Source organism: Zoogloea sp., from assembly GCF_041904905.1.
Lineage (GTDB): Bacteria > Pseudomonadota > Gammaproteobacteria > Burkholderiales > Rhodocyclaceae > Zoogloea.
Genome location: NZ_JAYRMI010000094.1, coordinates 1 through 13,958, shown reverse-complemented (window position 1 = coordinate 13,958; position 13,958 = coordinate 1). Strand labels below are relative to the sequence as shown.

The 13,958-nt window shown below is 66.3% G+C and carries 13 protein-coding genes and 1 tRNA gene; all 14 read right to left on the bottom strand.

The window, feature by feature from the left end; genetic code table 11:
- Positions 1-137 precede the first annotated feature (137 nt).
- Complete coding sequence (gene dnaB, locus ACE3N6_RS17800) at positions 138-1,505, bottom strand: replicative DNA helicase (RefSeq protein ID WP_374247164.1); 1,368 nt, start codon at positions 1,503-1,505, stop codon at positions 138-140.
- 143 nt (positions 1,506-1,648) lie between these two features.
- Positions 1,649-2,098, bottom strand: a complete 450-nt coding sequence (gene rplI, locus ACE3N6_RS17795) for a 50S ribosomal protein L9 (protein ID WP_374247163.1) — start codon at positions 2,096-2,098, stop codon at positions 1,649-1,651.
- A gap of 15 nt (positions 2,099-2,113) precedes the next feature.
- Positions 2,114-2,383, bottom strand: coding sequence for a 30S ribosomal protein S18 (gene rpsR, locus ACE3N6_RS17790; protein ID WP_153162030.1), 270 nt, complete (start codon positions 2,381-2,383; stop codon positions 2,114-2,116).
- The gene (gene priB / locus ACE3N6_RS17785; protein WP_374247162.1) at positions 2,355-2,741 is read right to left on the bottom strand and encodes a primosomal replication protein N; all 387 of its coding nucleotides are present in this window, start codon (positions 2,739-2,741) and stop codon (positions 2,355-2,357) included. The genes rpsR and priB overlap by 29 nt, the downstream gene beginning before the upstream one ends.
- Entirely contained in the window at positions 2,701-3,084 is a 384-nt protein-coding gene (rpsF, locus tag ACE3N6_RS17780) for a 30S ribosomal protein S6 (protein ID WP_374247161.1), read from the bottom strand. The genes priB and rpsF overlap by 41 nt, the downstream gene beginning before the upstream one ends.
- Before the next feature lie 138 nt (positions 3,085-3,222).
- Positions 3,223-3,313, bottom strand: a tRNA-Ser gene (locus tag ACE3N6_RS17775).
- Between the two features lie 29 nt (positions 3,314-3,342).
- A complete protein-coding gene (locus ACE3N6_RS17770; RefSeq protein ID WP_374247160.1) occupies positions 3,343-5,394 on the bottom strand; it encodes a sodium:solute symporter family protein in 2,052 nt (683 codons plus the stop codon).
- A 12-nt stretch (positions 5,395-5,406) separates the two neighbouring features.
- On the bottom strand, positions 5,407-5,694 hold the full coding sequence (locus ACE3N6_RS17765; protein ID WP_374247159.1) for a DUF4212 domain-containing protein: 288 nt from the start codon (positions 5,692-5,694) through the stop codon (positions 5,407-5,409).
- A gap of 59 nt (positions 5,695-5,753) precedes the next feature.
- Positions 5,754-7,166, bottom strand: a complete 1,413-nt coding sequence (locus ACE3N6_RS17760; RefSeq protein WP_374247158.1) for a DUF294 nucleotidyltransferase-like domain-containing protein — start codon at positions 7,164-7,166, stop codon at positions 5,754-5,756.
- A 12-nt stretch (positions 7,167-7,178) separates the two neighbouring features.
- Positions 7,179-9,347 (bottom strand): exonuclease domain-containing protein, encoded by a 2,169-nt coding sequence (locus ACE3N6_RS17755; protein ID WP_374247157.1) that lies wholly within the window; start codon positions 9,345-9,347, stop codon positions 7,179-7,181.
- Positions 9,344-9,718: a response regulator transcription factor gene (locus ACE3N6_RS17750; protein WP_374247156.1), complete on the bottom strand. Its 375-nt coding sequence runs from the start codon at positions 9,716-9,718 to the stop codon at positions 9,344-9,346. The genes ACE3N6_RS17755 and ACE3N6_RS17750 overlap by 4 nt, the downstream gene beginning before the upstream one ends.
- Before the next feature lie 75 nt (positions 9,719-9,793).
- The gene (locus ACE3N6_RS17745) at positions 9,794-12,550 is read right to left on the bottom strand and encodes an ATP-binding protein (protein ID WP_374247155.1); all 2,757 of its coding nucleotides are present in this window, start codon (positions 12,548-12,550) and stop codon (positions 9,794-9,796) included.
- 9 nt (positions 12,551-12,559) lie between these two features.
- On the bottom strand, positions 12,560-12,751 hold the full coding sequence (locus ACE3N6_RS17740; protein WP_374247154.1) for a hypothetical protein: 192 nt from the start codon (positions 12,749-12,751) through the stop codon (positions 12,560-12,562).
- A gap of 283 nt (positions 12,752-13,034) precedes the next feature.
- A partial coding sequence (locus ACE3N6_RS17735; RefSeq protein WP_374247153.1) for an AMP-binding protein occupies positions 13,035-13,958 on the bottom strand: 924 nt, incomplete at its 5' end.

The following is a 13,958-nucleotide window of genomic DNA, read 5'->3' as shown; positions in this document are numbered from 1 at the left end:
CTGCGCCGGAACAACCCAATCCTCCGGGCCACTCCCCCCTTCACCGCGCCAAAACAACTGCGCTGCGAAGAGGGCCGAATTATAAAGAACTATCAGAACTCGTCAAGAGGTTTGAGAAATTAATTTCCTCACCCGCCTCAGTAATCGCTCCCGCCCCCACCCATCGACATCCCTGCATAGTTCTCGAAGCGGGTGAACTCGCCCAGGAAGGTCATGCGGATTGTCCCGGTCGAACCGTTCCGGTGCTTGGAAATGATCAGCTCTGCCATCCCCTTGTCCGGGGAGTCGGGGTTGTAGATCTCGTCCCGATAAATGAACATGATGATGTCCGCGTCCTGCTCGATGGCGCCCGACTCCCGCAGGTCGGAAGCCACCGGGCGCTTGTTGGGGCGCTGCTCCAGGCTACGGTTCAGCTGCGAGAGCGCAATGATCGGCACGTGCAGCTCCTTCGCCAGGGACTTCACCGAGCGCGAGATCTCGGACAACTCGGCCGAACGGTTGTCACTCTCCTTCAACGAGGTCATCAGCTGGAGGTAATCGATCACGATCAGACCCAGGCGACCGCACTGACGATGCAGCCGCCGGCAACGCGCCCGCAGGTCGGTCGGGTTGAGACCGGGGGTTTCATCGATGAAGATCGGCGCTTCGTGGAGCTTGCCCAAGGCGTAGGTCAGCCGCTGCCACTCCTCGTCGTTGAGTTTGCCCGAACGGATCTTGTGCTGGTCGATGCGCCCGACTGACGACAGGAAACGGGTGGCCAGCTGCGTACCCGGCATTTCCATCGAGAAGACGGCCACCGGCAGCCCACCCTCGATCGCCACATGCTCGGCGATATTGAGCGCCAGCGAGGTCTTGCCCATGCCGGGACGCGCGGCCAGCACGATCATGTCGGAGGGCTGCAGCCCCGAGGTCTTGTCGTCGAGATCCGCCAGACCGGTGGCGACGCCCGTAATACCCGCCGGGGAGTCGCGGTCGTAAAGTTCCTGGATGCGATCGACCACCTGACCCAGAATGGGCTGGATCGGCACGAAGCCGCTCACCGTCCGCGCCCCCGCTTCGGCGATCTCGAACACTTTCGCCTCCGCCTCGTCAAGGAGGGTCTTGGCGTCCTTGCCGGAAGGCGTCAGGGCACTGGCGGCGATGTCGTCACCGACCGACACGAGCTTTCGCAGGATGGCCCGCTCACGGATGATTTCGCCGTAGCGCCGGACGTTGGCCGCCGACGGCGTGCTGTTGGCAATCTCGCCCAGATACGACAGGCCGCCAACGTGCTCGGCCTCACCGTTCTTTTCGAGCGCCTCGAAGACGGTGACCACATCCGCCGGCTTACCCAGTTCGATCAGGCGGGCGATCTGCCGGAAGATCCGGCGATGATCGTCCCGGTAGAAGTCGGCCTCATTAACGACGTCGCCCACCCGATCCCAGACGGTGTTGTCGATCAGCAAGCCACCCAGCAACGACTGCTCCGCCTCCAGGGAATGCGGGGGCAGGCGCAGGTTCGACATCACGGGGTCGTCGGAATGATTTTGAGATTTGCGCATAGACCATCAAGAAAACAGGACACCGGCCCAGGCCGGAGAAAAACAAAAAGGGCTGCACCAGGCAGCCCTTCTTTTCCGATCGAAGCGAGCGCCTGCTCGCCAGCCGATCAGTTCTCGCCGACCACCGTGACGGTGATGGTAGCAGTCACATCGGTGTGCAGGGCGACGACCAGCTGAGTCTCGCCAACCACCTTCAGCGGGCCTTCCGGCATGCGGACGGCCGACTTCTCGAGGGCAAAGCCGTGAGCCTTGAGGGCTTCGGCGATGTCGGCGTTGGTGACGGAGCCGAACAGACGGCCATCGACACCAGCCTTGCGGCTGACGGTGACGGCCAGCCCTTCGAGCTTCTCACCCTGAGCCTGAGCGGCGGCGAGCTGCTCGGCGGCGAGGCGTTCGAGTTCGGCGCGACGGGCTTCGAATTCAGCCAGGTTGGCGGCGTTGGCACGCTTGGCCTTGCCTTGCGGGATCAGGAAGTTACGGGCGTAGCCGTCCTTCACCTTGACCACATCGCCCAGACCACCCAGGTTGACAACCTTGTCCAAAAGAATGATTTGCATGCTGTCTCTCCGGGATTACTGGTGCAGGTCGGTGTAAGGCAGGAGCGCGAGGAAGCGGGCACGCTTGATCGCGGTGGACAGCTGACGCTGGTAGCCAGACTTGGTGCCGGTGATGCGCGCCGGCATGATCTTGGCGTTTTCGGTGATGAAGTCCTTCAGGATGTCCACATCCTTGTAGTCGATCTCTTCGATCTTCTCTGCGCTGAAACGGCAGAACTTGCGACGCTTGAAGAGGCTGCGACCGCCACGGTCGTCCTTACGCTTCATTGCTGGCTTGAATGCCATGATTCGTTCCTTCCAAAAATTCGATCGTATCGATGTGCAGTACAGGCGCCCTGCTGCGCAGGCTCTTGGCTGCGAGAAAGCCGGTGAGGCGGGCGGCGCTTCCGAGGCGGGCAGCGGCCAGCATTTTGGCCTTGTCACCCACGGCTACTACCTGCAACTCAAGCTCCACGCTTCGGGAGAGCCCGGCTTCCATCTGCCGGGATCGGTGTTCGATGCGCCCCGCCAGCACCGGCACACCGCCGGGGGAGTAACGCATCTGACCGATTTCGGTCAGGACGCCTTCTATCTCAAAACTGTTGCGACCCTGCTCCTGCAACTCAGGCGGCGGGCTGCTGCTCGGCGGCCGGCTTGGCCTCATCGGCGGAGGTCAGGGAGCGAGCCTTCTCTTCCTTCATCATCGGCGACGGGGTGGTGACAGCCTTCTTCGTGCGGATCGACAGGTGGCGCAGGACGGCATCGTTGAACTTGAAGCCGTGCTCCAGTTCGGCGATGGTGGGCTGATCGCACTCGATGTTCATCAGCACGTAGTGGGCCTTGTGGATCTTCTGGATCGGGTAGGCCAGCTGACGACGGCCCCAGTCTTCCAGACGATGGATCTGGCCGCCCTGGGAGGTGACGAGGCTGCGGTAACGCTCGATCATGGCGGGCACTTGCTCGCTCTGATCGGGATGAACGATGAAAACGACTTCGTAATGTCGCATGAGATCTCCTTCTGGATTAAAGCCCCCCGTCATGCGAACGGTGGGACAAGGTGAAACATTGCCGGATCGGCCTGCCCTGAACGCGGCAAAGCGCGCACCTCAAACACGAGGCACACGCTGACCATCCGGGGGAATTCTTGGCGGAGAGGGCGGGATTCGAACCCGCGTCAGGGTATTACCCTGAACACGCTTTCCAGGCGTGCGACTTAAACCACTCATCCACCTCTCCAAGTGGAGGCGGCACTATACATTAAGATTTCAAAAAGTCAAAGCCTGTTTGCGATTTTTCTCTCCGTCTGGCAGACGGACGTCGTCCACCAAGGCTTGAACCTCGGCGCTGGGCGGGGGCGTCAGGAGGCTGACGACGGCGATCACCACAAATCCGGCGGGCACGCCGAACACGCCGCAGGAGATCGGGTGGATGTCGAGCCAGGCCTCGGCCATGCTGCCGCCGAAGAAGGGGTGGGTGCGCACGATGTAGTAGAGCGTCACCCCGAGGCCGGCGATCATGCCGCTGACCGCGCCCCACTTGTTGGCGCGCTTCCAGAAGATGCCCAGCACCAGCGCCGGAAAGAAGGCCGAGGCGGCGATCGAGAAGGCGAGGCCGACCATGAACAGGATGCTGTCCGGCCGCAGGGAGGCGACCCAGGCCGCCACCACCGCCACCACCAGCAGCTGGGACTTGGTGATGACCAGCCGGCGCTGAGTCGACGCCTCCGGGTTGACGATCTTGTAGTACAGATCGTGAGACAGGGCGTGGGAGATCGTCAGCAGCAGGCCGTCGGCGGTCGACAGCGCGGCGGCCAGCCCCCCTGCCGCCACCAGCCCGGACACGACGTAGGGCAGCCCCGCCAGTTCGGGCACCAGCAGCAGGATGGCGTCGCTGTTGATGCTGAGTTCGGCCAGCTGCAGGATGCCATCGCCGTTGATGTCCTCGATGCGCACCAACCCGACCTTGCCCCAGGACGCCACCCAGTGGGGCAGGTTGGCAATGTTGGAGCCCACCAGGCTGCTGTAAACCTCCCACTTGGCGAACACCGCGTAGGCCGGCGCGGTGACGTACAGCAGGAAGATGAAGAACAGCGACCAGAACACCGAACGCCGCGCCTCTCGCACGGTGGGCGTGGTGTAGTAGCGCATCAGGATGTGCGGGAGCGCGGCGGTGCCGACCATCAGCACGAAGGTCAGTGCCAGGAAGTTGCGCCGGGCGCTCTCCTGGGCCGCCCGGTCCACGCCGGGATGGGCTTCGGCGTGGGGTGGCGGCGGGATCGTGCGGGACAGGCTGTCCTGGCGCGCCCGCTCCCATTTCACGCGGGCCTCGTCCGGCGTGCGGGGCAAGTCCCGCAACTGCCGCTCCGCCACGGCGATCTCCCGCGCGGCGGCGCCCTGGGTGCGCAGCTCGTTGACCCGCTGCACCTGCGCCATCCGCTCGGCGGCCAGGGATTCGGGCAGATCGGCGATCTTCCGGGCGTACTCTTCGGCCCGATGGCGGTACTGCACGCGGACGGCGTGCTCCCGCGGCTCGGAGAACAGTTCCAGCTCCTTCACGCCCAGATCCTGCAGCACCTTGCCGTAGGTCACCTGGGGCAGCGGCACGCCGGTGACCTTGTACGACAGGATGCCCACCGGCACCAGATAGGCGACGATGAGGATCAGGTATTGCGCCACCTGGGTCCACGTCACCGCCCGCATGCCCCCCAGGAAGGAGCACACCAGGATGCCGGCCAGCCCGACGAAGACCCCGATCTCGAACTCGATGCCGATGAAGCGGCTGGTGATGAGCCCCACGCCATAGATCTGCGCCACCACATACACGAAGCTCGCCAGCACGCCGGCAAACACGCCGACCACGCGGGCGAAATGCCCCTCGTAGCGCGCACCGAGGAAATCCGGGATCGTGAATTGCCCGAACTTGCGCAGGAAGGGCGCCAGCAGCAGCGCCACCAGCACGTAGCCGCCCGTCCAGCCGGTGACGAAGGCGAGCCCCTCGAAGCCGGCGTAGTAGAGCGTGCCGGCGAGCCCGATGAAGGAGGCCGCGCTCATCCAGTCGGCCGCGGTGGCCATGCCGTTGAACAGCGCCGGCACCCGACGGCCCGCCACGTAGTATTCCGAGACGTCGGAGGTGCGGCTCATCACGCCGATGGCGGCGTAGATGGCGATCGTCGCGAAGAGGAAGATCTGGCCGATCCAGCGGGCCGACAGGCCAAGCTGCTCGGCCATCGCCAGCATCGCCACGAGGCTGAAGAAGCCGGCCGCGTAGAAGAGGTAGTAGCGGCCGATCCGCCGCGTGAGGCTGGCCCGGGCGCTCATGATCGAATGCGCTCACTCATCGGTGTCGAGGGCGTGCCGCCGCTCCAGGCGCGTCATCCAGAAATCGTAGAACCAGACGATCAGCAGGAAGACGATCAGCGCGCCCTGCGCCGCCATGTAGAAGCCGAAGGGCCAGCCAAAGAAGACGACGGTGTTGAGTTCGTCGGCGAACCAGCCCGGCAGGAAGCTCACCGCGGCCCACACGAGCAGCAGCCCGGCGGTCAGCCGCCGTGTCGTCCGCCAGTACTGCTCGGCACCGCCGCGCGCTGGCGCGCTGCCGTGGTCATTGTCTCCGCTCACTCCTGCCCTCCCGCTCGCAGCCGGCTCGGCCACGGGGCGAGTATAGCTCCGCCCGTTCGCTACAACTGATACCGGACCTGCAGCTTCTGCTGCAGGCGACGCGCCTGCCGGAACGACTCCTTCAGCGCCGCCCGCTCCAGATCGCTCAACGCCCCCGGCGCAATCCGGTTGGGCGCGGCACCCGGGCTGCACTGACCACCGAGCCGCAGCTGCTGGATGAAGTTGAACGCATCGACCAGCGCCTTCACCTCCCGCGCCGGCCAGCCCAGCGCCTCGCCCGCCTCCCGCAGCCGCCCCGCGGTAGCCGTCTCGGCGAGCCCGAGGGCCAGGGCATAGATCCGCGCCGCGTCCACGAACACCCGGCTGCCGTCGCGCTTGAGGTCGATCAGCCCGCTCTCCCGATCCACCGCAAAATCGCGGATCACACCGAGCGGCGGCCCGCCGCGCAGGGCGTTCGTCGCCATGAACCGCAGGAAGAGCGGGGTCTCGCCCGCCGTTTCGAGGAGCCAGCGGCGCAGATCGGCGGCCAGCCACCAGTCGCCCGCCAGCGGGCGGAAGTCGAAGAAGATGGTCGCGTTGAGCAGGTCGTCCTCGCCGCCGCCGTGCATCCAGCCCGCGAAGCACGCCCGCCACTCGCCCAGGGACAGGCACCAGCGCGGGTTGCCCGCCATCACGCCCCCCTGGCACAGGGGAAAGCCGCAGGCGGCAAGGCGCTCATTGACCCGCCGGGCAAAGGGCAGGAACCCCGCCCGCAGGCGCTCGGGGTCGTCGCCCGGGGCGCAGGCGAAGATCAGGCCGTTATCCTGATCGGTGGCGAGCGTCTGCTCCAGCCGCCCTTCCGAACCGAAGGCCAGCCAGCACCAGGGCACCAGGGGCAGGTCGACCTCGGCCTCGGCCAGATCGATGGCGGCCAACACCACCAGATCGTTGAGCATGGCGATCCACTCGCCCACCGCACCGCCGCCGTCGCCGCCTTCGACCAGGGCCGCGGCGGCCTCCCGCACCCGCCGGGCGGCCAGCGCCAGCTCGGTCTCGCTCCGGGCGCCGTGGATGGCTTCGACGAGGTCGTCGGAACCGGCAAAGCGGCTGGCGTACAGATCGCTGCGGGCAAGCACGCCACACAGGCGCCCGCCCTCGTCGGTCACCACCAGATGGCGCAGCCGATGCCGGGCGAGGATCAGACGGGCCAGATGGGGGCTGGCGTCGCCGGGCAACGCCACCACGCCGCCGGTCATGAAGCCGGCCACCGGCTCATCCAGACTGACGCAAGGGAGCACAGCCCGCTCGATCGCGTCGTGGAGCGTGAGCACGCCAAGCGGGCGTTGGGCCGGGTCGACGATCACCGCCATCCCGGCCCGTGCCGCATCGATCTGGGTCAGGGTGTCGCGGATGCTCGCCTCCGGCGGCACGCGCACCGGCTCGTGGCGCAGCAGCGCCGTCAGGCCGCCACCGCGCTCGGGACCCAAAGGCATGGCCGACGCCGCTCAGTACTTGACGCGGGCGTAGTAGGTTTTCTCGGACGCCGCGCGCGCTTCGCCCAAGGTGCGGATGCCCATTTCAGCCAGCAGCGGGATCATCCGCAGGAAGACCTCGCCGGTGACGATGGCGTCGCCGATGGCGGTGTGACGCCCCATCACGCTCACGCCCATGCGCTCGCTGATGGCCTCCAGCCGGTGGGATTCCTGCGAGGGGTGGAGCACCGCCGACAGGAGCAGGGTGTCGAGCACCGGCTGCTCGAAGCGGATGCCGGTGCTTGCCTCCTTGAGTTGCAGGAAGCGCATGTCGAAGGCAGCGTTGTGGGCCACCAGCACGGTATCTTCGGCGAAGGCGTGGAAGGCGGGCAGCACCTTGGACATGGGCGGCTGGCCCGCCAGCATCTCGGGCGTGATGCCGTGGATCTTGGTGGAGGCCTCGGGCAGTTCGCGCAGCGGGTCCACCAACTGGTCGAAGGATTCCGACTTGAGCAGCTTGCCGTTCACGATGCGGGTCGCGCCGATCTGGATGATCTCGTCGCCTTCGGACGGGTTGAGGCCGGTGGTCTCGGTGTCGAACACCGTGAAGGCCAGCTCCGACAGCAGGCGGTCGTCCAGGGCGTGGCTGGCCTCGCTCTGCTTGAAGAGATCGAAATCGTAGTATTCGGGCCGGCTGTCGCCCTTGAGGTAGGTGGCGGCCTCGACCTCGTTCTGGGGCGTGGCGGACGGCAGCAGCAGTCGGAAGAAGGCGCGGTGCTGGGTCTTCTCGCGCTGCAGCCAGATCTCGCCGTCGTGCCGGGCCACCACGTCGCGCACCGTGAGGGGCGAACTCTCGCCGGCGAAGGTCATGGGCTCGAGTTCCCAGGCCATCACGGTTTCGGTGCTCATCGCCTGCCCGGACCAGATCAGGTCCAGGTGCGCCAGCCGCCCTGCGGACGACAGGCGGAAACGCACCTCGCGCACCTCGAACTCGTCGGAGAGCCGGCTGACCAGATAACCGATGGCCTGCAGCAGCGAGAAGCTGTCCACCTTCACCCACACGTCCGGGTCGATGGTTTCGAGCTTGGTGGGCAGACCCAGCTTCTTCTCGACCCGGCGCTGGGCCGCGGCCACCAGATCGGCGCCGTGCATCTCGTCGAGCGGCCAGCGGGTCTTGAGGGAGTCGGCGAAGGCGTTGGCGGTCTCGTCCAGCCGGCTGCTCAGCCCCTCCACCTCGTCGCGCACCACTTTGAGGAAGCGCCCCTTGAGTTCGGCGTCGAGATCGGGGTAGTCCAGCATCTCGGCCGCCGCCCGCAGGTTGGCCAGGGACGAGCGGCTGCCCTCGGTGAGGGTGTGGAGCATCTGGTCGCGCTTGGTTTCGGCCTCGAAGTTGCGCGTGATGTTGTCGAGCATCAGCACGAAACCGGTGACGCTCGGCTCGGCGTCGGGCTCGCCACCGGTGGCCAGCACTGGCGCCATCTGCACCCGCAGCAGCTGGCCGGCGCGGGTGGTGGTGACGAAATTGGTCATCGGCTGAGCGCTCTGGCGGCGGATGCGCTCCTGGATGCTCTCGAGGGCATGGACGATCAGGTTGCGGTCGAAGACCACGTAGATCGAACGTCCCAGCCCGATGATCTCGCCCCCGCCGGCCGCCGTCGGCGCGTCGGACAGCGCCTTGAACTGCAGCCGGGCACGGTTGTTGTAGAGCAGGATGCGCCCGTCGAGATTGCACACCACCACGCTCTGGTTAAGCTCGGACATCAGCGCGGCCAGCCGGTTGCGCTCCTCTTCGACGGACAGGCGGGCCTCGCGGATGCGGGTCTCGACGTCCTCCTGCAGGCTGCGGCGCTGGTCGGCGAGGTTATTGACCGCCTCGGCGATGCGCTGCAGCTCGGGCGAGCTGCCCGCTTTCACCCGGCGGGACGGGTCGGTCCCGACGATCAGCCCAACCTCGTCCGCCAGCAGGGCCGGCTCTGCGATGGCCGCCTGGGCGAAAGACTTCATCAGCACGGCCGCCGCCCCGGCCCCCACCATCGCGATCATGATGAGCAGACCAAGGCGCGGGTTGAGAACAGGTTCAAGCACCGCCACTTCTTCGGGGCTCAGATCGCGCCACACGGCGAACCCCGCCGCCGCCATCACGCCGACAACCAGGGCGCTGGCGACGGCGACCGCCAGCGCCTGCCGGGCCTTCGGGCTCATGCCGTGACTTCCAGCAGGGATTTCACCTTGGCCACCAGCTCCCGCGTGGAGAAGGGCTTGGTCATGTAGGCGTCGGCGCCCATCGCCAGCCCCTTGGTCACCTCGGTCTCACGCCCCTTGGCGGTGAGCATGAGGATGCGGGTGCCCTGCAGCGCGGCATCGCCCCGGATTTCCTGGCACACCTCGTAGCCGTTCTTGCGCGGCATCATCACATCGAGGAGCACCAGATCGGGCGACTCGCTGCGCACCTTGTCGAGGGCTTCCTGACCGTCGTTGGCGATGCACACCGCAAAGCCCTCGCGCTTCATCAGGAACTCCAGGGAAATGACGATATTTTGCTCATCGTCGGCGATCAGTATTTTTTTGGTCATTTTGTCTTCCTCCCCTCCGCCGTCTACAACGGGGACGTGTGTCTCGTCCCAATCCGCGGCGCATGAAATTGTAGTTTATCCTGCCTGACCGTTCGCTTCTGTTGATTTCCCGCAAGGCATCAGAAACGAGAATGTTGCACCGCTGCCTGCCTCGCTCTCGACCCACAGCCGCCCGCCGTAGTGCTCGACAATCTGGCGGCTGATCGGCAGGCCCAGTCCGGTGCCCTGGGGCTTGTCGGTCATCGTGTTGCCCCCCTGGCGGAACTTCTCGAAAACCATCGCCTGCTCGTCCTCGCCCAGCCCGGGGCCGTTGTCGCGCACATCCACCCGCAGCCCGTCGGCAACCTGGCGCACCGTCACCCACACCCGACCGGTATCCCGGGCGACGAACTTCACCGCGTTCGACAGCAGGTTGAGCACCACCTGCACCAGCCTGTCCCGGTCGGCCAGCAGCGTCGGCACCCGGTCCGGCAAGGCCAGCGCCAACGCCACGCCCTTGTCCTTGAAGAGCTGGCTGGTGGATGCGACCGCCTGCTCGACCACCTGGATCAGATCCACCTCGCCCGTCTGCCACTCGGCGTGGCCGGACTCGATCTTGGCCATGTCGAGCACCTGATTGACCAGCCGGGTGAGGCGCTCGGTCTCGCTCACGATGATACCCAGAAAGCGTTTCCGCTCTTCAAGGTCGATCTCCGGGTCTTCGAGGAGCATCTCGGAGAAGGCGCGGATGGAGGTGAGTGGGGTGCGCAGCTCGTGGGTCACCGACGACATGAAGTCATCCTTCAGCCGGTCGAGTTCCTTCAGGCGATCGTTGGCGCCGCGCAGCTCCCGCGTGGCCGCCTCAAGCTCCAGCGACTTCTGCTCGAGCTGCCTGGAGTAGGCCCGCACCTGGGAAGCCTCGTCGAGAATGCCCATCACCTCGTCGAGCCCCAGCGGCTCCTCCTTCACCACCGAGGCCACCATCACCCGCGCCGACGCCGCGCCGACGGCGCCGGCCAGAGTGGTCTCGGCGAAGTGCACCAGCCCGGCATCCGCCTGCAGGGCCTCGACCCCCGCCACGCCACGCGCCCGGGCGTAGTCGGCAAACAGGTGGTGGGCCCGCTCGCGGCCGATGAAGCGGCCGATCAGGGGCAGCAAATCTCCCACCTGGGCGCTCCCGCGCCAGAAATCGCCGCCAGCTGGCCGGCTCTGCTTGAAGACATCGACGAACAGCGTCGCCTGACCGGCCTCGACGGCGTTCGGGCGGCGCCAGAGGGAGACGCCGAGGTAGGCGCCGATGTTCACCGCCAGGCTCCAGAACAGGCTGTGGGCGATTGGGTCCAGCCCCAAGACGCCAAGCAGCGCCTGGGGGCGCAGGGCCTCCAGGCCGAACAGGCCATCCTCCAGGAAGCCCGTCGGCAACCACCCCGACTTGGCGAAAGACGGCAGCAGCAGGGTGTAGAGCCACACCCCGAAGCCCCCCGCCAGCCCCGCCAGCGCTCCCGGCCGGGTGCCCCCGCGCCAGTACATCCCGCCGATCATGGCCGGCGCGAACTGCGCCACCGCGGCAAAACTGATGAGCCCGATGCTCACCAGCGCGTGGGCCTCGCCAGCCAGCCGGAAATAGAGGTAGCCCAGCAGCAGGATCAGGACAATGGCGCCGCGCCGGATACCCAGCAGCAGCCCGGAGAGGTCGTCGCGCCCGAGCAGGGCAAGGCGCCGGGCGCGCAGCAGGAGCGGCATCGCCAGATCGTTGCAGACCATCGTCGAGAGGGCGATCGTCTCGACGATGACCATCCCCGTGGCCGCCGACAGGCCCCCAATGAACACCAGCAGGGCCAGCCAGCCCTGGCCGTGCACCATCGGCAAGGTGAGCACGAAGGTGTCGGCGTCCACGTCCTGGCCGGCAAAGGTCATCATCCCGCCCAGGGCGATGGGCAGCACGAAGAGATTGATGAGCAGCAGATACAGCGGAAACAGCCAGATCGCCCGACGCAAGTGGTTCTCATTGACGTTCTCGACCACCGCCACCTGAAACTGTCGCGGCAGGAACATCACCGCCAGCATCGACAGCACGGTCATGGCAAACCAGCTGCCGTAGCCGTTGCCGCCGGCCCCCATCTCCATCAAGCGGCGCAGGTCGCTCCGCGCGGCGGCCTGGGAGAAGAGGTCGGCAAAGCCGTCGTAGAGCCCGAAGGTCACGTAGAGGCCGAGCGCCAGCACGATCAGCAGCTTGACCAGTGACTCGAAGGCCACCGCCGCCACCATCCCTTCGTGCCGCTCGGTGGCATCCAGATGTCGGGTGCCGAACAGGATGGTGAACGCCGCCATCGTCAGCGCCACATAGAACGCCGTATCGGCAAGCCAGGGCCCCGCACCCGCCTTGGCGGGCATCGCGATGGCCGGGTAGCTGGCGAGGATCGTGAAGCTGCTCGACACCGCCTTGAGCTGGAGCGCGATGTAAGGCAGCACCCCGAGCACGGCGATCACCGTCACCAGGCCACCCAGCAGGTGGCTCTTGCCGTAGCGCGAGGCGATGAAGTCGGCGATGGAGGTGATGCGGTGGGTCTTGGCGATGCGGATCATCTTGAGCATCACGAACCACCACAAGGCCACCGCCAGCGTCGGCCCGAGGAAGATCGGCACAAAACCCAGCCCCGACGACGCGGCGCGCCCGACGCTGCCGTAGTAGGTCCAGGTCGTGCAATAGACGGCCAGCGACAGGGCGTAGATCGTCGGGTTGGCGATGAGCGAACGCCCGGCATCGGCGCGCTTGTCGCCCAGATAGGCCACGCCGAAGAGCAGCAGCAGATACAGGAAGGAGACGGCGACGATGGTGGAGCCGGACATCACCGCCGCCCCTTAGCGCTCGATGACCAGGGCCATCGCCCCGATCAGCGCCGCCCACACGCCGAACACGTAGAGATACAGGGCGGGAATACCGAACCACATCCGCGCCGAGTCGAAGGCCGACAGGATCGGAAAGTTCACCAGCAGACAGCCCAGCAGGAACAGTGCCACCAGACGCTGGCCGGTCAGTGTCGCCTTGATCATGTCGCCCTCCCGTCGCGCAATGCCGCCCTGCGCTTATAACCCGAACAGTCAGACTTGGCGAGGTTTGCGGTGCTGTCGGCACGCCACCCATGCGGACGACGGACGAGAAAAAGGCGCGGATTCCGCGCCTGATTCTCCCCCTCACACTCCCGGCCGGACAGCACCGGGCTCCTCCCCTGTTTATTCTTTGTGCGGCTCGCGCTTTTGTTATGACGGCACCTCGGGGGAGGCGCCGGTGCGCTTGCCGCCCCCGACCGTGGGGCCGGGGTGGGTGCTGCGACGATTACTTGAGCTGTTCCAGGATCGCCGGGTTTTCCAGCGTCGAGGTGTCCTGGGTGATTTCCTCGCCCTTGGCCAGTTGACGGAGCAGACGGCGCATGATCTTGCCGGAGCGGGTCTTCGGCAGGTTGTCACCGAAGCGGATGTCCTTCGGCTTGGCGATGGGGCCGATTTCCTGGCCAACCCAGTTCTGCAGCTCCTTGATGACCTTGGCGGCTTCGTCGCCGGTCGGACGGGCACCCTTGAGCACCACGAAGGCCACGATCGCTTCACCGGTCAGGTCGTCCGGACGGCCAACCACGGCAGCCTCGGCAACCTTCTCGTGAGCCACCAGGGCGGATTCGATTTCCATCGTGCCCATACGGTGACCGGAGACGTTCAGCACGTCGTCGATACGGCCGGTGATGGTGAAGTAGCCGGTGTCCTTGTCGCGGATCGCGCCGTCGCCAGCCAGGTACAGCTTGCCCTGGAAGTCGGCCGGGTAGTAGGACTTCACGAAGCGGTCGGGATCGCCCCAGATGGTGCGGATCATCGACGGCCACGGACGCTGGACGACCAGGATACCGCCCTGGCCCCACGGCACTTCGGTGCCGGTCTCATCGACCACCGCAGCCTGGATGCCCGGGAAGGGCAGGGTGCAGGAGCCGGGAACCAGCGGGGTGGCGCCGGGCAGCGGGGTGATCATATGACCGCCGGTTTCGGTCTGCCAGAAGGTATCGACGATCGGGCAGCGGCCGCCGCCGACGTTCTCGTAGTACCACTCCCAGGCGGCGGGGTTGATCGGCTCGCCGACGGAACCCAGGATGCGCAGGGAGGACAGATCGTAGTTCTTCGGATGCACGGCCGGGGTGTTGTCCGCAGCCTTGATGAGGGAGCGGATGGCGGTCGGGGCGGTGTAGAAGATGTTGACCTTGTGGTCCTGGATCAT